This is a genomic window from Rhizobium sp. BK060, from assembly GCF_014193145.1.
GTDB lineage: Bacteria > Pseudomonadota > Alphaproteobacteria > Rhizobiales > Rhizobiaceae > Rhizobium.
Genome location: NZ_JACHYW010000030.1, coordinates 15,750 through 38,326 on the forward strand (window position 1 = coordinate 15,750; position 22,577 = coordinate 38,326).

General features: G+C 60.8%; 19 protein-coding genes. All 19 read right to left on the reverse strand.

The window, feature by feature from the left end:
* Nucleotides 1–66: 66 nt before the first annotated feature.
* The 19 genes from FHT71_RS25635 to FHT71_RS25725 all read right to left on the reverse strand — a co-directional run bounded on the left by FHT71_RS25635 (nucleotide 67) and on the right by FHT71_RS25725 (nucleotide 22,554).
* Nucleotides 67–882, reverse strand: coding sequence for an enoyl-CoA hydratase (locus FHT71_RS25635; protein WP_348649320.1), 816 nt, complete (start codon nucleotides 880–882; stop codon nucleotides 67–69).
* A gap of 30 nt (nucleotides 883–912) precedes the next feature.
* The gene (locus FHT71_RS25640) at nucleotides 913–2,139 is read right to left on the reverse strand and encodes a CoA transferase (protein ID WP_183722617.1); all 1,227 of its coding nucleotides are present in this window, start codon (nucleotides 2,137–2,139) and stop codon (nucleotides 913–915) included.
* A gap of 39 nt (nucleotides 2,140–2,178) precedes the next feature.
* Nucleotides 2,179–2,982 (reverse strand): enoyl-CoA hydratase-related protein, encoded by an 804-nt coding sequence (locus tag FHT71_RS25645; protein WP_183722618.1) that lies wholly within the window; start codon nucleotides 2,980–2,982, stop codon nucleotides 2,179–2,181.
* 67 nt (nucleotides 2,983–3,049) lie between these two features.
* Complete coding sequence (locus FHT71_RS25650) at nucleotides 3,050–4,264, reverse strand: acyl-CoA dehydrogenase family protein (RefSeq protein ID WP_183722620.1); 1,215 nt, start codon at nucleotides 4,262–4,264, stop codon at nucleotides 3,050–3,052.
* A gap of 490 nt (nucleotides 4,265–4,754) precedes the next feature.
* Complete coding sequence (locus FHT71_RS25655; RefSeq protein WP_183722622.1) at nucleotides 4,755–6,263, reverse strand: mechanosensitive ion channel family protein; 1,509 nt, start codon at nucleotides 6,261–6,263, stop codon at nucleotides 4,755–4,757.
* 396 nt (nucleotides 6,264–6,659) lie between these two features.
* Complete coding sequence (locus tag FHT71_RS25660; RefSeq protein ID WP_183722624.1) at nucleotides 6,660–7,271, reverse strand: response regulator; 612 nt, start codon at nucleotides 7,269–7,271, stop codon at nucleotides 6,660–6,662.
* 86 nt (nucleotides 7,272–7,357) lie between these two features.
* A complete protein-coding gene (locus tag FHT71_RS25665; protein WP_183722626.1) occupies nucleotides 7,358–8,503 on the reverse strand; it encodes an HlyD family secretion protein in 1,146 nt (381 codons plus the stop codon).
* A 5-nt stretch (nucleotides 8,504–8,508) separates the two neighbouring features.
* Nucleotides 8,509–8,712, reverse strand: a complete 204-nt coding sequence (locus FHT71_RS25670; protein ID WP_007800399.1) for a DUF1656 domain-containing protein — start codon at nucleotides 8,710–8,712, stop codon at nucleotides 8,509–8,511.
* On the reverse strand, nucleotides 8,709–10,799 hold the full coding sequence (locus FHT71_RS25675) for an FUSC family protein (protein WP_183722628.1): 2,091 nt from the start codon (nucleotides 10,797–10,799) through the stop codon (nucleotides 8,709–8,711). The genes FHT71_RS25670 and FHT71_RS25675 overlap by 4 nt, the downstream gene beginning before the upstream one ends.
* 58 nt (nucleotides 10,800–10,857) lie before the next feature.
* Nucleotides 10,858–12,576, reverse strand: coding sequence for a thiamine pyrophosphate-dependent enzyme (locus FHT71_RS25680; protein WP_183722630.1), 1,719 nt, complete (start codon nucleotides 12,574–12,576; stop codon nucleotides 10,858–10,860).
* A 285-nt stretch (nucleotides 12,577–12,861) separates the two neighbouring features.
* A complete protein-coding gene (locus tag FHT71_RS25685) occupies nucleotides 12,862–13,473 on the reverse strand; it encodes an LUD domain-containing protein (RefSeq protein ID WP_183722632.1) in 612 nt (203 codons plus the stop codon).
* The gene (locus tag FHT71_RS25690) at nucleotides 13,470–14,990 is read right to left on the reverse strand and encodes a lactate utilization protein B (protein WP_183722688.1); all 1,521 of its coding nucleotides are present in this window, start codon (nucleotides 14,988–14,990) and stop codon (nucleotides 13,470–13,472) included. The genes FHT71_RS25685 and FHT71_RS25690 overlap by 4 nt, the downstream gene beginning before the upstream one ends.
* Nucleotides 14,991–15,025: 35 nt before the next feature.
* Nucleotides 15,026–15,769 (reverse strand): (Fe-S)-binding protein, encoded by a 744-nt coding sequence (locus tag FHT71_RS25695; RefSeq protein WP_183722634.1) that lies wholly within the window; start codon nucleotides 15,767–15,769, stop codon nucleotides 15,026–15,028.
* Nucleotides 15,770–15,811: 42 nt separating this feature from the next.
* Nucleotides 15,812–16,783, reverse strand: a complete 972-nt coding sequence (gene cydB, locus FHT71_RS25700; RefSeq protein WP_183722636.1) for a cytochrome d ubiquinol oxidase subunit II — start codon at nucleotides 16,781–16,783, stop codon at nucleotides 15,812–15,814.
* Between the two features lie 2 nt (nucleotides 16,784–16,785).
* Nucleotides 16,786–18,192, reverse strand: a complete 1,407-nt coding sequence (locus FHT71_RS25705) for a cytochrome ubiquinol oxidase subunit I (RefSeq protein WP_183722638.1) — start codon at nucleotides 18,190–18,192, stop codon at nucleotides 16,786–16,788.
* 9 nt (nucleotides 18,193–18,201) lie between these two features.
* Nucleotides 18,202–19,938: a ubiquinone-dependent pyruvate dehydrogenase gene (gene poxB / locus FHT71_RS25710; protein WP_132593249.1), complete on the reverse strand. Its 1,737-nt coding sequence runs from the start codon at nucleotides 19,936–19,938 to the stop codon at nucleotides 18,202–18,204.
* 247 nt (nucleotides 19,939–20,185) lie between these two features.
* On the reverse strand, nucleotides 20,186–20,821 hold the full coding sequence (locus tag FHT71_RS25715; RefSeq protein WP_132593247.1) for a response regulator: 636 nt from the start codon (nucleotides 20,819–20,821) through the stop codon (nucleotides 20,186–20,188).
* A 359-nt stretch (nucleotides 20,822–21,180) separates the two neighbouring features.
* Nucleotides 21,181–21,732 (reverse strand): flavin reductase family protein, encoded by a 552-nt coding sequence (locus tag FHT71_RS25720; protein ID WP_132593245.1) that lies wholly within the window; start codon nucleotides 21,730–21,732, stop codon nucleotides 21,181–21,183.
* Nucleotides 21,733–21,804: 72 nt separating this feature from the next.
* Entirely contained in the window at nucleotides 21,805–22,554 is a 750-nt protein-coding gene (locus FHT71_RS25725; RefSeq protein WP_183722639.1) for an SDR family oxidoreductase, read from the reverse strand.
* Nucleotides 22,555–22,577 lie beyond the last annotated feature (23 nt).

Below are 22,577 nucleotides of genomic sequence, written 5' to 3' on the forward strand. Positions count from 1 at the left end.
AGCTCAGGACCTCGATGCCGAAGTATTCCTGCGGCATCTCTGCATGTCCGTTGGTTGGCAACGGCCCTAGGTGGCCGGTACTGGTTTGTCCTTTTTGGTGAAGTCAGGTGGGCGCTTCGCCAGGAAGGCCGTCATTGCTTCCTTCGCGTCCTCAGAACGAACCTGCACGCTGAATGCTTCGTTCTCGGCCTTCATTGCCGCCTTGATCTGTTCGCGAAAGGAACGCTTCAGGACTCGCTTTGAGGCTTGCAGGGCGCCAGCCGGCTTCGCGGCCAGATTCCGTGCTGTTTCGGTTGCGACCTGCAGCAGGTTCTGATCGGGCACCACCTGCCTGGCCAATCCCAACTCTGCAGCGCGGCTGGCACCAAACGGCAACCCCAGCAAAATCAGCTCGGCCGCACGAATGTGCCCGATCGTCGGTGGAAGCAAGCAGCTTGATCCAAATTCCGGCACCACGGCGAGGTTGATGAAAGGCATCTGGAACCTGGTGCTTTCGCCTGCGTAGACGAAGTCGCAGTGCAACAGCATGGTGGTTCCGCCGCCGATCGCAGCACCGCGCACAGCGGCAATCAGCGGCTTGTCGAAATCGACCATCACATTCATCAGCCGAGCCTGAGGAGATTCTCCTGCCCCGGGCGGATTTTCCAGAACGGCCTTCACATCGTTGCCGGCGCTAAACGAATCTCCCGTGCCGTGCCAAAGCACAACGCGTATGCGCTCGTCCTTGGCCGCGTCAGAGAAGACATCCGCGAGCTTCGTGTACATGCTCGAAGTCATCGCGTTGAGTTTTTTCGGACGGTTCAATTCAACGCGAAGTCTGCCTTCAGAGCATTCAGTTACTATGTCATCCATCGTCGTCCGTCTCCGTCTGGCCAGTAACACTCGGCAAGGCTGGGGGGTGCCGGCCCCGCTCTATGCGGCTCGCCCTTGTGCTTTCGGGACGGCACCGCTGGCGTGCAGGCCGTTGATCTCGTTGGGGCTGAAGCCGAGTTGGTTGAGGATCTCCTCGCTGTGTTCACCGAGTTCCGGTGCCCGTGTGGCCGGGACCTTGGCTACGTCATGGATCTGGAGAGGGCTGCTGATCGTGAAGTTGAGGTTTTCACCAGCGCCTTCGAGTGGAACGACGATGTCGTTCGCTTTGAGTTGCGGGTCCTTGATCACTTCACCAGGGGCAAGCACCACGCCATAGGTCAGATGGGAATGCTCGAAGACCTCACGCCAATGCGCCATGGGCTGCGAGGCAAAGGTCTGGTCCAGGATCGCCGTGAGCTGCGCTGAATTCGCGGCCTGCCTTGCAGGGTCGGCAAACCGGGCATCCGTCAAGAGATCCGGGTGGCCTATGCCATTGGCCAGAGCCGGCCATTTGTCGGGCGTCAATACGATGACAAACCATGTGTCATCGGCCGCCCGATAGACATTGAACGTCGCGTTCGGCGGATTGGCGCGATCGTGCAACGGGAAGAACGCAGCGTCGGCAAGTGCCGCCTGAGCCGAGACAGCGCACGCCCAGACGCCGGCAGCCAGCAAAGAGGTCGTGACGTATGAGCCCTTGCCCGTGCGTTCCCGCCGGTAGAGTGCGGTCACGATTGCCGAATAGAGGCTGACCGCCGTTGAGTGGTCGCCGCTGCCGGCCACCGGCAGTGTCGGCGGGGCACCGGCATCTCGTGTCAACGAAAGCAGGCCGCTTCGCGCCCAATACGCCGTGATGTCAAATCCGGGAAGCTGCGCGTCAGGTCCCTTGTCGCCGTAGCCGGTCACATCCGCATAGATCAGGCGCGGATTCCACGGCGCGACATCGTCATAGCCGAGCTTGAGTTTTTCACGCGCGGGGTGCGGCGTATTGACGATCAGAACGTCGGCCCACTCGACCAGTCGACGCAAAACTTCCCTGGCTTCGGGCGATTTCAGATCGAGCGCCAATCCGCGCTTGTTCCGATTGTTGAGATGCCAGGGATAGTTGTCCTTAGCCCTTGGCTGGGGCGGAACCTTGTATCCAATTCGCCAGGTGTCGCCGATGGGCGGTTCGACCTTGATCACATCAGCGCCGAAGTCTGACAAGATCACGGCGGCACCCGGACCTGCGATAAAGCTCGCCAGGTCCACCACCTTCAGTCCGGAAAAAATGTTGTCGCTTGCCATGGATTGTCCTTTCTGAATTGCCGGGCGCGTCGGGTATGTTCACCGTCCACGGAACTTTGGTGCGCGCTTTTCGAGGAAGGCGGTCGTACCCTCCTGCTTGTCCTCGGTTGCCGCGCACAGCCCGAAGTACGCGGCCTCGATCAACAGGCTTTCGCTCTGGCTCGCTTCCGTCCCCTTGTTTGCCGCCTCGAGCGCGAACGTGACGGCAATGGGAGCATTGGCAGCGATTTTCGCAAGGATTGCCTCGGCGCGCCGGATCAGATCGGCCGCCGGAACGATCTCGTTGACCAGACCGATGCGATAGGCTTCCTGCGCCGAGATCATTTCTCCGGATAGGATGAGCTGGAGCGCCCGGCCCTTGCCGACCAGCCGCGGGAGGCGTTGCGTTCCGCCACCACCGGGGACGAGACCGAGCGAAACCTCCGGCTGGCCAAACCTGGCCGACTCCACCGCAATCCTGATGGTACAGGCCATCGCCGTCTCACAGCCGCCGCCCAGCGCGAAGCCGTTCACGGCTGCAATCACCGGCTTGCCGAGATTCTCGATGAGATTTAGGACTTCCTGCCCGAAGCGGCTGGACCGCTCGGCTTCGACCGCCGATACCTGCGCAAGTTCGCTGATATCGGCGCCAGCTATAAAAGCCTTGTCGCCGGCGCCTGTGAGAATGACGCCGCGCACCGTGTCGTCGCCACGGGCATCTTCAAAGGCCGCTTTCAAGTCCGACCACGTCGGCGTGTTCAGGGCGTTGAGGACGGTCGGGCGGTTCACCGTGACGTAACCAATGTTGCCCTTCTTTCCATAGAGAACGTTGTCAAGCGTCAAACCCGCAGTTTCCGAAGTCATGATGATGTATCTCCTGTCAGGAAGGCGCGAGCCAGGATAGGAGGCAGTCCCCCTGGCTCGCTGGCGCTCACACGAACGCGCCAAGCCCGGTGATGGCTTTACCCACGATCAGATTCTGCATCTGATAGGTGCCTTCGTATGAGTAGAGCGCCTCGGCATCCGCAAAGAACCGCGCGAGATTGTAGTCGGCGACGATGCCGTTTCCGCCGAGCAACTCGCGGCCCCATGCCACGGTTTCGCGTGACTTTGCCGTGCAGAATGCTTTCGCCAGCGACGCGTGGTGGTCGGCAAGCTTGCCTTCGTCATCCATCTGCGCCAGACGCACCATCAGGCACTGGCACGCAGTCACGTTGGCAAGCATCTTGGCAAGGAGATCCTGCACCATCTGGAACGAAGCGATCGGCTTGCCGAACTGCAGCCGTTCCTGCGTGTATTTCAGTGTTGCCTCGAACGCGCCCATCTGGACACCGGTCGCAGCCCAGCCAACCATATATCGAGTCATCCGCAGCACCCGCGCGGTATCGCGGAACGAATTGCCGCCCTGCAGGCGGTTTGCTTCCGGCACGCGCACGTCGTTCAGCGTTATGACACCGTTCTGAACGACCTTGAGCGCGATCTTGTTCTCGATCTTCTCGACGCTGAAGCCGGGCGTCGTCTTGTTCTCAACGATGAAGCCCTTCACCTGATTATCGGCCAGGTCGCGCGCCCAGATGATCGAAACATCACACCACGTCGCGTTGCCAATCCAGCGCTTCTGTCCATTGAGCACCCATGTGTCCCCCTCGCGCTTGGCGGTCGTGGTCAGTCCCCCGCTTGTCCCCGAACCGACCAAGGGCTCGGTAAGGCCGAAGCAGCCGATCGTTTCCCAGCGCGCCATCGGCGGCAGCCACTTCTGTTTCTGCTCCTGCGAACCGTCGAGATAGATCGAGCCCATTGCCAGGCCGCTATGCACCCCGAAGAAGGTGCAGAACGAAGCGTCGACGCGAGCCAGCTCCATAGCGACGAAGCCGAACAGCTTCTGGCTTCCGCCGGCGCAGCCGTAGCCATCGTACCCAAGGCCACCAATTCCCAGCTCCTTGAACGAAGGCAGAAGCTCGAAAGGAAACGCGTCGTCGCACCAGTATTTGTTGATAATCGGCTGGACCCTGGTCTCCATGTAGGCCCGCACCTTCTTGACCATCGCCAATTCGTCATGGGTCAGGACGTCGGCAAGCTGGTAGAAGTCGCTGTTCGGAGCCGGCAAAGGCTTGGTCTTGTTGTCTTCCTGGGCTGCGATTGCCATCCGCGTTCTCCTGCTTAATTTTCCGATCTTTCGGTATGAAGGTTGAATTGGAATATGACCTCAGCCGACATTTTCTTCTTGGAGAAGTCTGCGGCGGCTATGACGTCCGTGCCGACTTCTTGCGGTCTTTTGGCGAGCGTTCGTCCAGGTGTGACGTGAATCGCGGTCTACGAGCGGCACAGAATCTGGTTGGCGCAGTGAGTTTGGTGCGCGGGGCGGTTCGGCGTGGCAGTGAGGCCTGACGCGCTGAGTCGACTGACGACGTTCGCGTTTTGGGCTGCGATGTCGCGACGCAAGCGCACTCACCGGTGCTTCTCGATGTCGCCTCCACGGCAGCAGGTGGCGAGGCCGCGGACAATCGAACCGGCATCGACTTAGGGTTTCAGGATCTTTGAACTGCCCACAGCAACGAGCCGCCGAGGCGACAAACTAATCGACCTCGCGCTCACCTTCTTGAACTGTGCGCGCGTTGAGCGGATCAGCGCGAAGGTCAGAGATCAAACAGGTGCCTGATTCGCGCCCGTAGAGTGGGCACCGCTTTTGCAACAACTGACCCGTCGCTTCGCCCCAGCCGAAGTTGCTCATGTGCGTTTCGCTTCGAGAGTAGCGAGGCTAATTCATCGGCAATCGCCGGACGGTCCTGCATCAATGGCGCCAGCCCCTGCTGCGTGATTTCATATGTAACAACGAAGGTGAGAGCTTGGATCGTACCCAGCTCGCCGGAGCCAGTCAGAAGGCCGCTTTCGCCGAGAAAGTCGCCAGGCGCCAAACGCCCCAGCTCCGTCTCTCGTATTCCATCGCGTCGTATGACGGCAACGACACCACTACGGATGATCATGAGGGAACTCAACACGGCATCCTGCTCTGCCACGATTTCACCCTTCCGGAAGGTCCGGCGGCTCATCGTCGAGGCCAGCGCTTCCTTCTCGTCCTCAGTCATCGACGCGAATAAGGCGATCGCATCAAGCAGTCGGCGCGGCGTCGTGTGCTGGCCAAAAGGCGGCTCATCGGTATGCGCCACAGCAACGGCCAGCCCGTCTGATGGTGACGAGAGGGTCAGACCCGCCGCTTTTGCATGCCGGTAAATCAGGTCAAAGACTTCGCTCTTTGCCTTTGCTACCGCGGCCAGGTCTTCGACCCTGAAACTCAGCTCGAGTTCAATCGCACTTGCATCCAGAGACACAACCGCAACTGTGGATTCATGGTCAGGCAGTCTCGAATTGCTGCTCAGCAGAACGGAGCGCATGACATCTGCCATCGCCGACGGAGGCGCGGTCGGACGGAACCGGGCCGTCAGCGTAACGCCGTGACTTCGTTCCGGGCTACTGAGATTTGTCAGCCTCGCCTTCGCGAGGTCGCTGTTGGGGACAACCACAAGATCGTTCGCACCGCTTAAAAGGTGTGTCGCCCGCCAATTCGTCTCGATGACCTTGCCCTCGATACCATTGCTGAGGACAATCCAGTCGCCGATGCCGTAGGGTCTGGCAAGGTTGAGCGCGATGCCCGAAAAGACATCACCAAGAGTACTCTGCAGCGCAAGGCCGAGCATGATGGCCACTGCGCCTGACGTAGCAATTAAGGTCCCCACTGGCGCATTGAAGACGTAGGCGACGACGGAGAGGATCGCTCCTACGTAAATGATGCCAACCACAAGATCTTGAAGAAGTCTGCCCTGTTGTGGTTGCCGCTCGAAGATCAGGAAGACACGGACGAGGCTGATCAGGGACCACGCGGCATTGGTCCACCATATGACTTTGGCGATCCCAATGAACACCCGCTGCAGCGTCGATGCATTCGCGGGGCCGGGTTCATAGGGAACGATTGCATGATAGAGCAGAAGGACGGTGAGCGCTAAAAAGAATACCAGCTGACCCACAAGGCTGCGTGTCGGGTGACCGCGCAGCAGGACACGCGTTACCCACGCCCCGACCGCAGCTACTGCGCCGGTCTGGACGAACGGATCGGTGACGACGTTTATGATGGCGGTGTGGTTTAACATTGTGCCGACGGCAGCCTAAAGAGTTGTCCGGAGGGTCCTCAACGATCCCGCACGAGGCCACGGCGCAATGAGGAGAGGGTGAGCCAAACGGCCATTGTCAAAATATGGTCAGATCGACATCGCAAGCGTCGCTTCCGGCAATTCTCAATCTGTCGACGCTGGTGCTAGTTGCGAAACCGTCCTTTGGCTATTGAGCACTGGTTGCTTTGGCGTTCGATGCATGATCGATAGGGCCACGGTAAGCGGACAGCGCAGGACTCGCCAAGCTTCGAAAGCAACTCTGATAGGAAGCCCCAAGCGCCGACGTAGCTCTCCCGTTCCCCATCTTCTTTGCAGCGCACAACAATCTCGCCGGGTAATTCTGGAAAACCTTTCTCAAGCCAATAGCTCCTTCAGTCAGTGCGCTCCGGCCCAGCCCACAATGCGGTGGCATCTGCATACTACTTGCACTTTCCGAGCGAGCCGGGATTGTATGGTGCTGCTGGACTTGGGACGAACGTGCGCAAAGGGTCCGCTGCGCGGGCGAGTTTGCCATGGTGTGGTCCACAGGTTGCCCGTGTGTGACGAGTCGGCGCTTGCTCCTTGATCGGGAGCCGGGAAAGACGACAGGAACGTCGGCTGTCGCAGATCCTTGTTCAAGAGAACGCCGATCACAAAGTCGACTTCGGTGGGTTTTGGAAGAACATCGCTAGCACCGGACTTGATCGCCTGAACAGCGTTGGCCAGGTTGCCGAAGCGGCTATGGACCAAGGTGCGGCAACGCGGAGAGCTGTTCGCGATATCCTGTACGAGATCGATGCCGTCTCCGTCATAAAAGACGAGTTCGACAACGGCGAAGGATGTGGTCCTTTCACGCAAGCGCCGTCTTGCCGCATCGGCGTTATCGGCAAGGCACACGTCGAGGCCGTTCTCGATCAGGCGTTCAACCAACGGCGAGGCGGGGCTCACTTCGGGGTCGGCGATGGTGGCCGGGTATTGGCTCGAATGGATCAGATCAGCGGAAGTCATCAGCATTGTCCCTGGTTCGAGTTAGTTGAAGTCTGGAAGGATCGGATGATGTCAGACATCCAGACATGACATCACCGTTCTTCCGACTATTTCCCCGGCGATCGCCTCGATGCATCGATCTGCATGGTGGCGGTCATGCCGGCCGCCAGGACAACGCCTGGCGGTACCTCATCAATGTGCACCGCTACCGGGATGCGCTGGGCCAGGCGCACCCAGGTGAAGATGGGATTGACGGTCGCAACGCCTTGATTGTCGGGTTGGGCGTTGGCGACGTCGATTGCTCGGGCGATGCTGTCGACATGGCCGTGCACAATCTGACTGTAGCCCATCAGCTTGATTTCGGCGGGATCGCCGACGCGGATCGGAGCGAGGGTGGTTTCCTCGAAATATCCGTCGACCCAAAAGGAACTGGCGTCGACAACCGAGATGCTGTTCACGCCGGCATTGGCATAATCACCGAGATGCGCCAGCAGATTTGTCACGTAGCCGTCGGTTGGGGAAAGAATGCGCGTGCGCTCCAGATTCACCTGCGCTTGTTGGAGCTGCGCCTTGGCTTGAGCAACAGTCGCCTCGGCGCTCATGCGTTGCGCCTTCAGCGACTCGACTTGCCGCTGCGCCAGGTTGAGATCTGCCGATGCAGTCTTTACCGCATCCTGCTGCTGATGCAACTGGGACGTGAACTGCTGGGCATTCTGAAGGCTGCTCGAACCCTCCTGCGCCAACGTCTTGTAGCGTCCGGACTGCTCTTGGGCAAACACGAGGGCTGCCTGCGCCTCATCGAGCTGTGCCTGGCTAGCGCGGATCTGTGCCTGCTGGACGTCCATCTGCGCGTCGATGTTCTGCACGTTGGCCCGCGCGGCCTGCACCGATGCCTCGGCTTGGCTGACGGCGATCCTATAGTTGGTCGGATCGATCTCCATCAGCAGGTCGTCCTTGTGCACGAACTGGTTATCGCGGACGGTTAACTCGACGATGCGTCCCCCGACCTCCGGAGCCATCGTTGCCACATAGGCGCGGACAGCGGCGTCGCGTGTCCACGGCGCGCCCATATAGGCCTTCCACATCGCCCGCCCGAGAATAACCGCGACCGCGACAACAAGGACAGTGAGCAACACCGGCAGGACGCGCGCGCGTCGCTTTGGCGTCGTGCGGGCAAGCATGTCGGGGGACCACGTTGCTTCACCATCGGCTTTCGCCGTTTCGGGCTTCAATTCGGCTTTGATTTCAGACATCGCGGTCACCACGCTACAGTTAAGACGATCAATGACAGAACGATCACGTAGACCGCGAAGACGAATAGCGCCGGGTGCCAGACATGCTGCAGCAGTCCGAACCGGGCCACGATCCGTCGCAGTGCGACCGTCACGACCCACGCGCCGATCAGCATCAAAGACATCGGCGCGACATACACTCCGAACAGGTCGATCTCGACGAACCTCATCGCGGCGCTCCGGCATCGAAAAAAGCGGCGTGTGTTGCTAGCGCCTGCGATACGCCAAGAATGGCGGCGCGCGCGCGAAGGACATCCCGTGTTCCCGGCCCTTGCGCGCGCTCGGTGGCGAGTACCTCATCTAACCGAGACAGGTGGACAATCGCGCTTTTGCTGCTGCCCTCGGCAAGCGCCTCAAGCGCCGCGCCGAGGTTGGCGCCTAGGTCGAACTGGTGTGCGGAATGCAGCAGGTAAACAATCTCGCTGCCGACCGAGAGCGTCGCCAATAGCTGCGCACGCAATAGTGGTGCCACCTCGTTCGGCATCGCCGCAAGGCGTCCGATGACACGGCGTTCCCAATCGCTTTGCGTGGGCCGCTTTGCCAGCCGCCGCAGATCGCGCAAGGTCAGCGTCAACAGCCGGCGCGCACGGAATGCCGGCGACAACGGCGGCAGGAGACGAAACGACAGCGCTGCGGCACCCAAACCAGCAACGATTGCCAAGGCGATGTTATAGAACTGCAGGGTATCGTAGGTTTCCGGGTTGGTCGGTTGGAGGATTGGTACGAAAACCATCGTCATCGGGGTGAGCAGGCCCACCTGCCAGGGTTGCCGGGCTGCTCTTAACAGAGTGCCCATGGGCACCAGACAAACGCCCATGATGAGGCTGAAGGCCACAAAGGTGTGTGTGGGTAGCCCCGGCAGCACTGCGAAGGCGACGATTGCGCTCAGGATCAGGTCGAGAATGGCGGCGATGACGAAAAGCACGGCGACGCCGTAGGTCTCCTCGAATCGCGGTGCGAGCAGGAGGGTGGCGATCGCGGCGAAAGTCATGGCCAGACCACCGCCCGGCCAACCGGTGACGACCCAGAACAGTGAAACAGTAACGATCGTCACGAAAGTGCGTCCAGCACTGACCAGCGCGGGCAACCAATCGGGCACGTGAAGTCGGTCCCGGCCTGGACGCAAAGCAGGTCTTGCTGGATCGGCAACGAGTAAGGCAAGCCCGTCGAGCGCATGAGCAATGCCGGCGAATGCTTCCGCCGTTTTGTCGGCGAGCAATCTCAGCGAAGGAGTTTCGGCCGGCAAAGCGGTCAATGGTGGTATTGCGGTCTGATAGATCCGATGCACGGCTTCAGGGCCGGCCAGCCAACGCGCCGCCGCGCCAGGTTCTGGCGCAGATCGCAGCTCCTGTGGAAGATTTTTGAGGACGGCGGCCGCTTCTTGATGCGGCTCATTGTGGGGTAGCGTCGCCAAGTGGCTGGCGACCGCGTGCCAGCCGACCAGGGCAGAAAACAGGCCTTCCACTGCCCGCTGCAACACCGGCGCGTAATACCGGATCTCAGAAGACTCCCCCAGCGCCTGATCGACGATCGGGTCGAGCGCGATGACACGGCGGTCGAGTTCGCGCTGAACCGTTTGCATGTCACGAAACTCCGTCCCCGTCGTCCCTGTCGCCAAAGTCCCGGTAAGACCGGCCGTGACGTCGCCTGCCAACTCTGCAAACAGTGTCGCGAGCCGGCGGCGAGCGCCGCCGAAGTCGGTTCCGGCGAGAACGATGCCAGCGCAGCCAATGCCAAGGCAGATCTCCGTGGCGCGGGTGACGGCAAGCATGAAGGCCGCGTTTGCATCAACACCACCAACAGTGCCGAGCAAGTCGCCGGCGATAATCGCCGCCGTATAGCCGGCCAATGATGCGGCATAGGACGCGAAGTTGCGCAAGAGCGTGGCGACGAAGGCGCAAGCCGCTGCCCACAATGCCAAAGCGACGAGAAACAGCACGCGATCCTGCGGAAAGCAGGCAATCAGAACCACGCTCACGACAGCACCGACGAAGGTACCGAGCATTCGGAACCAGCCCTTGCGCAAAGAGGCGCCGAGTTGGGGCTGACACACGATCGCCGCCGAGGCTCCGGCCCAGAATGGGTTACTGAGCTGAAGCCAGAACGCGGCGTAGAATGCAAGAGACACCGAAACCCACAGCCGGAATCCAAACAGCAGCGACGGACCCGCGGCCCGTAGAGCCCCCTCGAGCGGCCGCAACATTGCGGCCGTGCTCGACTGCAGGAGACGAAAACCACTGAGCACAGAGCCAGTCATCGCCGTATCCGCTTGTGTTCGGAAGCGAGCATCAGGAACGTGTCTCCAGCTCGGCTGATCACGGGATGTTCTCCACGATCATCTCCCAAACATCGTGCCCCTTTCCGTGCAGCATTGCTCTGGCGGAGTAGACTGCCATCCCGACGACCGCCTCCGGCGAAACGAACGGCGAAGGTGGCGTCACCAACTCCATCGGTTTCACTTTCACATGCAGGAGCGCAGGGCCTGGCTGGGAAAGCCAGGTTCGGACGGCGTCCTCCACTTCACCGGCCTTCGTGACCATGTGCCCCCAAAGGCCGACGGCCTTCGCAACCTCGCCGAAGTTCGGGTTCTTCAAATCCGTGAATAACGGCTCCAAGCCAGCCGCCTTCTGCTCGATATCGACGAACCCGAGCTTGCCGTTGTCGTAGACGACGATCTTGACCGGCAGATTTTCCTGGACTGTCGTCAGTAGATCGCCAAGCAGCATGGCGAACCCGCCATCGCCAGCCAGGCAAACTACCTGTCGGTCAGGCTGGCACTTCTGCAGGCCGAGCGAGGACGCCATTCCACTGGCCATGGTGCCATGCAGCAAGCTGGCAAAGGTTCTGCGCTTGCCGCCGGTATCGATGTGGCGAAGCATCCAGACCGCCGCCGTGCCATCATCGGCCGCAAACAATGCATCATCGGCCGCGTACGTGTTGATAATTTTGGTAAGGTAAGTGCCTGAGATGGCGGAGTCCGGACCCGACACGGTTTCGGCCTTTGCCGTTGCCACGTCCTTACGATGACGCTCCACATAGGTTGCCAGAAACGCGTTGTCGTCGTGTTGCTCGAGGCGCGGCAGCAGAGCCTCCAAGGTCGTCTTGATATCGCCGACCGTCCCGATCGCCACCGGATGTCGCCGGCCGATATGCGTTGGATCGGCATCGATCTGGATGATCGTCGCTCCATCCGGATAGAACTGGGTCCAGGCGAAATCGGCCCCCAGCAAAAGCAGCGTGTCGCAGTTGCGAATGGCATGATAGCCTGCCGGCCCGCCGATGATGCCGGTCATCCCGACATTGTATGGATTGTCATATTCGAGGAAGTCCTTTCCGCGAGACGTGTGGGCCATCGGCGCCCTCAACCGCGCCGCCGTTGCGACCACCTCGTCGTGCGCACCGGCGCAACCCGCGCCCGCGTAAATCGTAATCGCGTCGCTCGTGTTCAGAATGCCCGCGATTTCATCGAGGTCGGCATCATTCGGGCGAATGAGCGGGCGCCGCGCATGGACAGCATAAGGAGGCTCGTCGTGCGAGGCGGCATTCGCGATGTCCGCTGGCACGACGAGCACGGCCACCCCGCGTCTCGTCAAAGCTGCCTGGCAGGCCGCAACCGTCTTGCGGCGGGCCTGCTCCGGCGTAACGATCATCTCGCAATAGACGCTGCAGCCCTTGAAGACATCATCGAAATTGATTTCCTGGATCGATTCGAACCCCAAATCCTGGCGCTCAATCTGAGTTGCGATCATGATGATCGGCGCGCGGTTGCGATTGGCTTCATAGAGGCCGTTGATAAAGTGGAGACTGCCGGGTCCACAGGTGCCTGCGCAGGCCGTGAGATGACCAGTGAGCTGCGCTTCGGCCCCTGCTGCGAAGGCGCCAGCTTCTTCATGCCGCACATGGACCCAATCGATCTCACTGCGATCGATTGAGTGAGCGATCTGGTTCAGCGTGTCGCCGACCACTCCGTAACAGGTCTTCACACCGGCCGATTGCAGCGTTTCGATGATCAAATCGGCAACTCGTTTACTCATGACAGTAGCTCCTGCATCGGGGTTGAATTCTCTTCTTTGCTCATGACTTGCGTCGTGCCCGGCATTGGCGCGCTTGGCTGGGCCTTGCCTCTGTGCCGATGAATGCGATGACAAAGCTACGACCGGGGAAGCGTCCGCACATCTATACGCAGGTCTAGACGGGTCTCGCGAAAAGTGGGGGCACAGCCTTGACGGTGCGCCAATTCCTTGGGGCGCACCGGGGTCCGGTAAGGCAGCGTCAGGGCACTTCGGTTTTGGTGACCGGTATCATGTGACTCCTGCAGTTCAGTGGTCTGGGGTGGCGCTTGGTCGGGCAAGCGGCAGGACGGAAAGCGAGCGCACACCCTGGGCGCCGTGAATGAGCACTCCTTCGATGTCGGCTGTCGCGGACGGGCCAGTGTGGAAGCAGGCGTAGTGCCGCTCACGGAATTCAGCGCGCCGATAAGCGTGGTGCAGATTGACGACGATGTCGGCGGGATCGAGCAGCACGATCAGGTGCTGCGCGAGATAGGCTACCGCGTTGAGCCGGAGGTCGACATCGCTCAGCAGGACGGAGCCAGTCTCCGCGACCGCGAAGGACGCCCGAACGATGGCGTAGTCGACATCCGCAAGGTCCTGTGGTGCTTCTGCGCCGGCGATGTCGCGATTGCCCGGCAGCTCCGGCACGGTTGAGCACACGATCTTGGCGTCCACGATCTTCGTCCGAACCGGCGCCATGATGTCGCCGGAGGCCGGCGGATCCAGGAACAGGCCGCCCATACGGAGCAGATTGGCCCTGAAGGCATCGAGCAGTGACGCCGGCGGGGCATCGTCAAACAGCAGTACGCTTGGAAGCGGTCGGTCGATGCGGGGCAGGTTGGCCCGGATTGAAGCCAGGATATCATCGCGGCTGCTCATCCCTTTGCTCCCCGGTTTGCGTGGTACCAGCTGTGAAAGGTTTGCTTGCTCGGGTGCGGCACCTCGCGATGTTTTCCCCAGGCATTGAGGCCGTTGTAGATGGCGAAGCGCGGCAGATGGGCGAGCGCGGTCTCGGCCGTGGCGACGGCGGCACGGTAGGCGGCTGGCTGCGACAGCAACGCGCCGGCAGCCTTCATCGCCGCCTTCTTCACGAACGGGACCTCATGCTCCCTGACCAGCACTTGTCGCCAGGCGTAGATCTGCTCGTGGATGTTGATCTTCACCGGGCAGACATTGGTGCAGCTGCCGTTGAGCGAGGAGGCGAACGGCAAGTTGCTGTATTTTCGCGCATTGAAGGTCGGATCGATAATGAGGCCGATCGGACCGGAATAGGTGGCGCCGTAGCTCAGGCCGCCGCTGCGCCGGTAGACCGGACAGGTGTTCATGCAGGCACCACAGCGGATGCATTTGAGCGAGGTCCAGAACTTCTCGAGGCCGAGCCGATCGGACCGGCCATTGTCGACGAGCACGACATGCATCTCGCCGCCGGCGCGCGGTCCACGGAAATGCGATGTATACTGCGTCATCGGCGAGCCAAGCGCGCTGCGCGACAGCATGCGCACGAGCACCGCCAGATGCTCCAGCCGGGGAATGATCTTTTCGATGCCGATCGAGGCTATATGCAGTTTTGGGACATTGGACGACAGATCGGCATTGCCCTCATTGGTGCAGACGACGAAGGTCCCGGTCTCGGCGACCACGAAGTTGGCGCCGGTCATGCCAGCGTCAGCATTCAGGATCAGCGGCCGGGTTGCTTCCCGCTGCGCTTCGGCCAGGTAACGAACATCGCTGTTTTCGGGGTCGGTGCCGATTGTGCGTGAAAATACATCGGCCACATCCGTGCGCAGCTTGTGAACGGCAGGCACCACGACATGGCTCGGATCTTCGTCATCGAGCTGCTGGATGCGCTCGCCGAGGTCCGTCTCGATCACCTCGATCCCGGCCGAGGCCAGGTAAGGCCGCAAGCCGCACTCTTCGGTCAGCATCGACTTGCTCTTGATCAGCGATTTGGCGCCGTGGTCTTTCAGGATGCCGCGCACGATCCGATTGTGCTCGGCAGCATCGCGGGCCCAATGGACGTGAATTCCATTTGCTCGAGCGTTGGTCTCGAACTGGTCGAGATATTCATCGAGATGGGTGAGCGTGTGCTCTTTGATCGCCGAGGCGAGCGATCGGAGCTCTTCCCACTCGGGCATGCCGTGCATCTCGCTGTCGCGCTTCTGGCGAAGGTCCCAGAGCCGCTCGTCATGCATCTTCTGGTGCTCGGTCGCAGCGATGAAACGTCCGGCGGCCTCTGCCTGGTTGACCGGCCGGTTGCCGCGGATCCTCGCCCCGCGCGGCTGTGGCTCGGGCAGTGACCGCAGTGGCTTCGACGTGCCCTCGGCGTGATCGAGGCGTCGGCCGTCGCGGATGATGGCATCGGGATCGTCATCGGCCAGCAGCTCCGGATGCAGCATGACATTCTTATCGTCCGGCGTGCGAGAATGGCTGTTCATGCGAGGGCTCCATTCAGGATCTGGGCAATGTGGATGAATTTGACCGGGACGCCGATGCGTTCGGCGCAGCCCTTCTGATGCATCAGGCAGGATGAGTCGGCCGAGACGATGTATTCGGCGCCGGCCCGGGCGTGGTCGCTGACCTTGTCGTAGCCCATCTTGGTGGACACGACTTCTTCGAAGACCGAGAAGGTACCGCCGAAGCCGCAACACTCGTCGGGCCGCGCCGGCGAGGCGAACTCGATCGCATCGACTTTCGAGAGGAGATCCATCGGCTTGGAAAAGAATGGTTCGTGCAGTTCCGAAGGTTTCGCGTGTCCGAGCCGGCGCAGCGTGCCGCAGCTATTGTGCAGACCGACGCGATGCGGGAAGCGAGCCCAGGGAAAGGCCTCGACCTTCTCGATATCATGCAGGAATTCGACCAGCTCGAAGGTCCGGGCGCGGACCTCCTTCACTTCGTCGGTCTGCTCGGCAGCGTCAAAATTGTCGCGGATGTGGTGGACGCAACTGCCCGAAGGCCCCACGATGTAGTCGAAGCCCGAGAAGTTGCGCACGAACAGCGCCTCGGCATCGATGCATTCGGCATTGAAACCGCTATTGGCCATCGGCTGGCCGCAACAGGTCTGGTCGCGCGGGTACTCGACGTCATGGCCGAGCCGCTCAAGCAGTTCGAGCGTGGCGATGCCAACCTCCGGGAAGAAGGCGTCGATGTAACAGGGGATGAAGAGCCCGATCCGCATTTGTAACTCCTTTACTTTCAGTTGACGATTGGTGTTGCCCGGTCATTGGCGGACCTTGCCTCTGAAAACCCTGTAATTGATGGCCGTGTAGAGCAGCATGAGCGGGAAGACGAAGAGGCCCGCACCCCAGAACATGAAGGCGAGGCTTGCATGTGGTGCGGCAGCCGCTTCGATCGTGATCGCGAACGGGACCATGTAGGGCCAGAACGAGATCGCCAGCGTGCCGAATGCGGCCACGAAGATAAGGACGACCATGAGGAACGGTGGCTTGTCCCGCCGCTGGCGGGCGCTGGCTGCCAGAGCGACGGCGGCGGCTGCACCGGCCGCCGGAAAGAAGAGTAGATACGGCCGCTCCAGCCAGCGACCCATGACCGGCAGATCTTCAACAAGGGCAAAGACGAACACGACGACCAGGAAAACGAGCAGTGCGATCGAGAGAACAGGGATCTGACGATAGGCAATCTCCCTCACATCCGCTTCGCACTTCCGGACGAGCCAGGTGGTGCCAAGCAGCATGTAGCCGATGCAGAGGCCGATCCCGCAGAGCACCGCGAAGGGGCTGAGCCAGCCGAAGTCCCCGCCGACATAGTGACCATTGGCGATCGGCAAGCCTTCCACCAGGGCGCCGACGGTAAGGCCCTGGACAAATGCGGCGACGAATGAACCGCCAGCGAAACTCCAATCCCAGAGCCAGCGCATCCGTTTCGCCTTGTGCCGAAATTCGAAGGCGACGCCACGCAGGATCAGTCCCGCGAGCATGATGATAAGCGGCAGATAAAAAGCAGACAGAAGGGTCGCATAGACGAGCGGAAAGGCGCCCCAGAGGACGACGCCCGTGACGATCAGCCAGGTCTCGTTGCCGTCCCAAATCGGCGTTACTGCGGTCATCATGACATCTCGCTTCGCCTTGTCGCGGGTAAGGCCGAAGATGATGCCGACGCCAAGATCAAGCCCGTCGAGAAGCACGTAAAGCAATGTGCTGATCGCAAGGACAGCTACCCAGAAAATCACCATCTCTATTCTCCGGCAGTGGGCTGATGGGGTGCCGCCGCATGCTTGACGACGGACATCGGGCGGTTGGGGGTCGCATCGGCGGGCGGCAAGACGAGCTGCCCCGCGGGGCCGGCGCGCAAAAGCGCGTAGATGTAAAAGACGCCGAAAAGGAAGATCAGAGTGTAGACAGTGCAGAACACGATGAGCGACAGGGTGGCTGCGCGCGTCGTGAGGAACGGTGTCATTGCGTCGGCGGTTCGCAGAAGGCCATAGACCGTCCAGGGCTGCCGCCCGACTTCAGCGGTGAACCAGCCCGTCAAAATCGCAGCGTACGGCAAGGGAAAGCTGAGGAATGTGCACCAGAGAAAAATGCGGTTTTGCTCGATGCGGCCCTTCAGGCTCAAATAGGTGCCGAGCCAGGCGAGAGCCAGCATGATCATTCCGCAGCCGACCATGATGCGAAACGCGAAGAAGGGAATGAGCACCGGCGGTCGATCCTGTGGCGGGAAACGGGTCAAGCCGAGTTCCTTCGACGTGAAGCTCATGCTACCGATGAGACTGCCGAGGACAGGAATGCTGATCGCGTAATGATTGGTTTCGGCGCTTTCGTCGGGAAGCGCGATCAGCACTTCGCTGGCTGGCTGTTCGTCGTGCCAACGGCCCTCGATCGCTGCAAATTTCGCCGGCTGCTCGTCGTGGACGTAGTCGCCGGTCAGATGGCCGAAGAACAGCTGCACAGGGATGAGGACGGCGGCGAGGTACAGGCCCATTTGCAACATGATGCGGGCCTCGGCCTCGAATACCCGACGCAGCAGGTACCATGCCCCGGTCGCGGCGACGCAGAAGGCGCCGGTGAGGTAGGAAGCAAGAAGCATGTGTGGAAAGCGCACCCAAACAACGGGGCTGAAGATGATCTTGGCCCAATCGCTCGGAACAAAAATGCCGTTCTCGACGACATAGCCGACCGGCACCTGCATCCAGCTGTTGTTGACCATGATCCAGAATGCGGAGAGCGTCGTACCGAGCGCGACCATCGCGGTCGAAAAGAGATAGAACCATGGCGAAACCCTTTCCCGCCCGAACAGCAGGACACCGAAGAAGCTCGCCTCGAGCGCAAAGGCGGTGAAGGTTTCATAGGTGAGCAGCGGCCCCTGGATCGGCCCCGACATGCGCGAGAGCTCGCTCCAGTTGGTACCGAACTCGAAGGCCATCACGATGCCGGAAACGACGCCGAGCCCGAAGGCGATGCCAAATATTTTCAGCCAGAATTCAAAGACAACACGATAGGCGGGACGTCCGGTCGCGACGTGAAGGGCTTCGAGCACGGTAAGCCAGGCCGCAAGGCCGATCGTGAAGGACGGAAAGATGATGTGAAACGACACGGTGAAGGCGAACTGGAGCCGTGACAGGAGCAGCGCGGTAACGTCCATGGCGAGCCCCTAACGCCAGAGATTGGATTTCGCGAGATCGACGAGCTCATCGGCCTTCCCGCTCATGACCGCTTGCAGCATGTAGAGCGTGAAGCCTTTCGCCATTTCGACGGTCACCGACGGTGGCATTGCGAGCTCGGTTCGGCTTACAACCGCGTCTATCAACACTGGTCCGGGATGCGCCAGCGCCGCGGCGACGCCTTCTTCCACGTCGTCTGGGCTTTGGATCCGGATTCCGCGGATGCCGACGGCTTCCGCCATCGCGGCGAAATTCGGGTTCTTGAAGTCGGTCCCGAAGCTAAGGAATCCGGTCGATTTCTGCTCGAGCTCAATGAAACCGAGCGCACCATTGTTGAAGACGACGACCTTCACCGGCAGCTCGAGCTGCGCAAGGCTGAGGAGATCGCCCATTAGCATGGTGAAGCCGCCGTCACCCGACAGTGAGACAACCTGTCGCTTGGGAAAGGCCGATTGCGCGCCAATGGCCTGAGCCATGGCGTTGGCCATGGACCCGTGCCAAAAGGACCCGACAAGCCGCCGCTTGCCGTTCATCGCAAGATGGCGTGCCGCCCATACGGTCGGGAGGCCGACGTCGCAGGTAAAGACCGTGTCGGCCGCAGCCTGGTCGCTCAGCGCCTTGACAATTTGTTGCGGGTGCAGCACTCGTCCGCCGGGCTTGCCGGTTGCCAGATCGTCGAGCTGTTTGCGCGCTTTGGTGTAGTGCTGGCGGGCTTGGGCCAGATGAGAGCCATCGCGCTTCTCGTCGAGAAGGGGCAACAAGGCCGTAAGGGTCGCCTTGACATCGCCAACGACACCGAGATCGACCGCAGCGCGACGGCCCAAATTCTCCGGCCGGATATCGACTTGCGCGATGCGCACGCCGCTTCCCCGCGGATAGAATTGCCGATAGGGGAAATCTGTCCCGAGCATCAGAAGGATGTCGCAATCGAGCATGGCGTAATAGCCCGATGAGAAGCCGATGAGGCCGGTCATGCCGACATCGTAGGGATTATCCCACTCGACATGCTCTTTGCCGCGCAGCGCGTGGACCATCGGTGCTTTGAGGCGCGCACCTAGCGCCAGCAATTCGTCGTGGGCACCCTGGCAACCCGAGCCGCACAGGATCGTCACACGGCCGTCGCCGTTCAGCAGGGCGGCAAGCCGGTCGAGCTCCGGATTTGCTGGCGTAACGACGGGCGGCCGCGGCAACAGAGCGTCGATCTTTGGCGCCGGCGCATCGGACGCCGCTTGCAGCGATACGTCGCCGGGCATGACGATCACTGATACGCCGCGATTGCCGACCGCTTGCCGGATGGCGGTCTCGAGTGAGCGCGGCATCTGGTTTGCCGTGGAGACGAGTTCGCAGTAATGGCTGCACTCCTTGAACAGCGTCTCCGGATGCGTTTCCTGGAAAAAGCCCGAGCCGATTTCCGCTGAAGGAATATGCGCCGCGATCGCAAGCACCGGTACGCGCGAGCGATGGCAATCGAAGAGCCCGTTGATGAGGTGCAGGTTTCCTGGTCCGCAGCTTCCAGCGCAGACAGCGAGTTCACCGGTCAGATGCGCCTCGGCACCAGCGGCGAAGGCAGCAACTTCTTCGTGCCGAACGTGCACCCATTCGATTTTGCCCTGACGCCGGATGGCGTCTGTCAGGCCGTTGAGGCTGTCACCGACAATGCCGTATACGCGTTTGACCCCCGCCGCAACGAGGAACTCGACAAATTGATCTGCGACTGTTCTTGGCATCGTTGCTCTCCAGCGTTGTGTCTGCGGCCGATGGCAGCTTTGCGCTGCCTGGCACTCCGACTGGCAGCACAAGAGGCTGGTCGACGGGGTAACGTGGAGTTTGATGATTTGAGATGCCGCGAGCTATTGTGCGCAGGTGGCGCCGAATAGCACGATGGTTCTATTGCCCTGAACTTTGGATTACACGCGAAGAACGGCAGGTCGAATCCCAAAAGAACACACCACTGCCGTTCAGTGCGGCTTCGGCTCAGCAGTGTTGCGGCAACGCGGGCACCAGTTGCAGCTTTTCGGCCATTCGGCCGAGTGCAAGAAGGGAATGGGCGTTCATCTTTTGCATCAGACGGCTGCGGTGTACCTTCACCGTCGCTTCGGCGATGCCGATATCCCCCGCAATCTGCTTGTTGAGGCGGCCCTGCACGACTTGAATCATGATCTCGCGCTCCCTGGGGCTCAGCAACGCGAAGCGCTCCCTGAGAGCGACCAGAGCCTCTTCATCCTTCCGCCGGGCACGATCGCGAGAGAGACCGAGCTGAATGGCGTCGAGGAGTTCCTGATCCCGGAACGGCTTGGTCAGGAACTCAATGGCGCCGCCCTTCATCGCCTGCACCGACATGGAAATATCGCCATGGCCTGTGATGAAGATGATTGGGATCTCCTGGCTCGTCATGGCCAGCTGACGTTGAAGATCGAGGCCGCTTCGCCCCGGCAATCTGACGTCGAGTACCAGGCAAGTGGGACAGTTCGGCAGGTCCATCTCGAGAAACTCTGAGACGGACGCAAAGAGCCGAGCATCCAGGTCGAGCGATCGCAACAGCCGTCCGATCGAGGCTCGCAGAGCGGGATCGTCGTCGATGACCAAGACAGTAGCGTTCGCTTCCGACATCACTTTTGCTCACGATCAAAGGCAGGCAATGAGCCTGCTCGGGTTGCAAGATTCGCGTGGCTGCTCTGCGGCAAATTTAGTCCCAACCGATAAAGGTGAACAGCCTCATTCCCCATCAGGTCGGCGCAAGGCCACAAACAAGAGCTAATGCTCTCATCATGCCCCTGGCGGTATCTTGGCGCGCAGCTGCCGAATATGCGCCTTGGCATAAGCCAAAGGTCACCGTCCGAGGACGAGTGTCTCCGGCGACATCCTTCGCATTGTCACACCCCCAACCTGGTTCCAAGCCATGAGACCGGAGTGCGACTTCGCGGGACGGTCGCGGAAACAACGGACCATACCGTCAAATGCAGATGGCGTCACCTTGGAAGGTGACGCCATTTGACCATATACTCGCTGAGATCGAGCACATCGCCATCGACGGCGAAATCACCGTCGCCGCGATGATGGAGGGTCCGCCGCTCCTTACGGTCCGTGTCGATCCACAGCCGTTCGGCCTCCAGGATGAAGAGGTTATAGGCCTCGACAAGGCTGGTATCGACCACCCTGCATTCGATGTTTGCAATGCATTCCGTGATCAGCGGCGCCGAGACGGCCCGTGCCGGCTGCGGCGTCAGGCCGAAACGCTCGAACTTGTCGACCGTGTCACCCGAGCAATTGCCGATATCGACGACCGCCCTTGCAAGATCGATTGTCGGGACGGCGATCACGCATTCGCCGGTCGCTCTCAAAGCGCGGTAGCTATGATCCCAGGGACCGATGACGCAGCCGATCAGCGGCGGTGCATGCTGGATCATCATGTGGAACCCCATCGTCATGACGTTGGGTGTGCCTTCATGGCTGGTCGTCACGAGCACGATCGGACCCGGTTCAAGCTGACGAAAGGCCCCGGAGGCAGGTACTTCCTTCATGGGAAACTCCCTGATCCTCGGCCTCCCCGTTCCTCACGGGAAGGCCGACATCACGATGTTGGTGATGGATGCTTACCAGCCCTGTTCGACCGGCAGGACGAAGAGCTCGGCCACGTTGACGTGGGCCGGCGCCTGAGCCGCAAACACGATCGTGTCGGCCACGTCGGCACTTTGGAGGAAGGTCATCTGCTTGGCGAGATCGTCCATCTGCTGGCGGTAGCCTGGATCGGTGATCTGGTCATAAAGTTCGGTCGCGACCGCGCCGGGCTGGATGCAGGTGACGCGGATGTTGTGCTTCTGGCCGACCTCCATGCGCAGGCCGTCGGAGAAAGCGGTCACTGCATGCTTTGTCGCGCAATAGACCGACAGTCCCTTGAAGACTTTGCGGCCGGCGATCGAGGAAGTGTTGAAGATGTGGCCAGAATGCTGCTTGATCATCTGCGGCAGCACGGCCGCCGTCGTGTTCAAGAGGCCCTTCACGTTGACGTCGACCATGCGAAGCCATTCGGTCGTCTTGAACTGGTCGATGTCGGAAAGCGGCATCAGGCCGGCATTGTTGAAAAGAATGTCGATCGAGCCAGAGGCATCGACCAGCTTCTTCACGCCTGCTTCGATGGAAGCCGGATCGACGACGTCCATCTCGATGGCCAGGGCTTCGCCACCCTTTTTTATGATTTCAGCCTTCAGCTCTTCCAGACGATCGGTGCGCCGTGCGGCGATGCCGACCTTTACACCGGCGGCGGCGAGGGCAAGTGCCGTTGCTGCGCCAATGCCGCTCGATGCACCGGTGACCAGTGCGACTTTGCCGTTGATATTCGTCATGATCTGTCTCCTTGTTGCTTGAA

Coding starts and splice junctions, on each gene's coding strand:
- FHT71_RS25640 (WP_183722617.1), bottom strand. CDS start 2,139: ATGGCAAGCGACAACATTTTTTCCGGACTGAAGGTGGTGGACCTGGCG.
- FHT71_RS25645 (WP_183722618.1), bottom strand. CDS start 2,982: ATGACTTCGGAAACTGCGGGTTTGACGCTTGACAACGTTCTCTATGGA.
- FHT71_RS25650 (WP_183722620.1), bottom strand. CDS start 4,264: ATGGCAATCGCAGCCCAGGAAGACAACAAGACCAAGCCTTTGCCGGCT.
- FHT71_RS25655 (WP_183722622.1), bottom strand. CDS start 6,263: ATGTTAAACCACACCGCCATCATAAACGTCGTCACCGATCCGTTCGTC.
- FHT71_RS25660 (WP_183722624.1), bottom strand. CDS start 7,271: ATGACTTCCGCTGATCTGATCCATTCGAGCCAATACCCGGCCACCATC.
- FHT71_RS25665 (WP_183722626.1), bottom strand. CDS start 8,503: ATGTCTGAAATCAAAGCCGAATTGAAGCCCGAAACGGCGAAAGCCGAT.
- FHT71_RS25670 (WP_007800399.1), bottom strand. CDS start 8,712: ATGAGGTTCGTCGAGATCGACCTGTTCGGAGTGTATGTCGCGCCGATG.
- FHT71_RS25675 (WP_183722628.1), bottom strand. CDS start 10,799: ATGACTGGCTCTGTGCTCAGTGGTTTTCGTCTCCTGCAGTCGAGCACG.
- FHT71_RS25680 (WP_183722630.1), bottom strand. CDS start 12,576: ATGAGTAAACGAGTTGCCGATTTGATCATCGAAACGCTGCAATCGGCC.
- FHT71_RS25685 (WP_183722632.1), bottom strand. CDS start 13,473: ATGAGCAGCCGCGATGATATCCTGGCTTCAATCCGGGCCAACCTGCCC.
- FHT71_RS25690 (WP_183722688.1), bottom strand. CDS start 14,990: ATGCTGCATCCGGAGCTGCTGGCCGATGACGATCCCGATGCCATCATC.
- FHT71_RS25695 (WP_183722634.1), bottom strand. CDS start 15,769: ATGCGGATCGGGCTCTTCATCCCCTGTTACATCGACGCCTTCTTCCCG.
- cydB (WP_183722636.1), bottom strand. CDS start 16,783: ATGGTGATTTTCTGGGTAGCTGTCCTTGCGATCAGCACATTGCTTTAC.
- FHT71_RS25705 (WP_183722638.1), bottom strand. CDS start 18,192: ATGGACGTTACCGCGCTGCTCCTGTCACGGCTCCAGTTCGCCTTCACC.
- poxB (WP_132593249.1), bottom strand. CDS start 19,938: ATGCCAAGAACAGTCGCAGATCAATTTGTCGAGTTCCTCGTTGCGGCG.
- FHT71_RS25715 (WP_132593247.1), bottom strand. CDS start 20,821: ATGTCGGAAGCGAACGCTACTGTCTTGGTCATCGACGACGATCCCGCT.
- FHT71_RS25720 (WP_132593245.1), bottom strand. CDS start 21,732: ATGAAGGAAGTACCTGCCTCCGGGGCCTTTCGTCAGCTTGAACCGGGT.
- FHT71_RS25725 (WP_183722639.1), bottom strand. CDS start 22,554: ATGACGAATATCAACGGCAAAGTCGCACTGGTCACCGGTGCATCGAGC.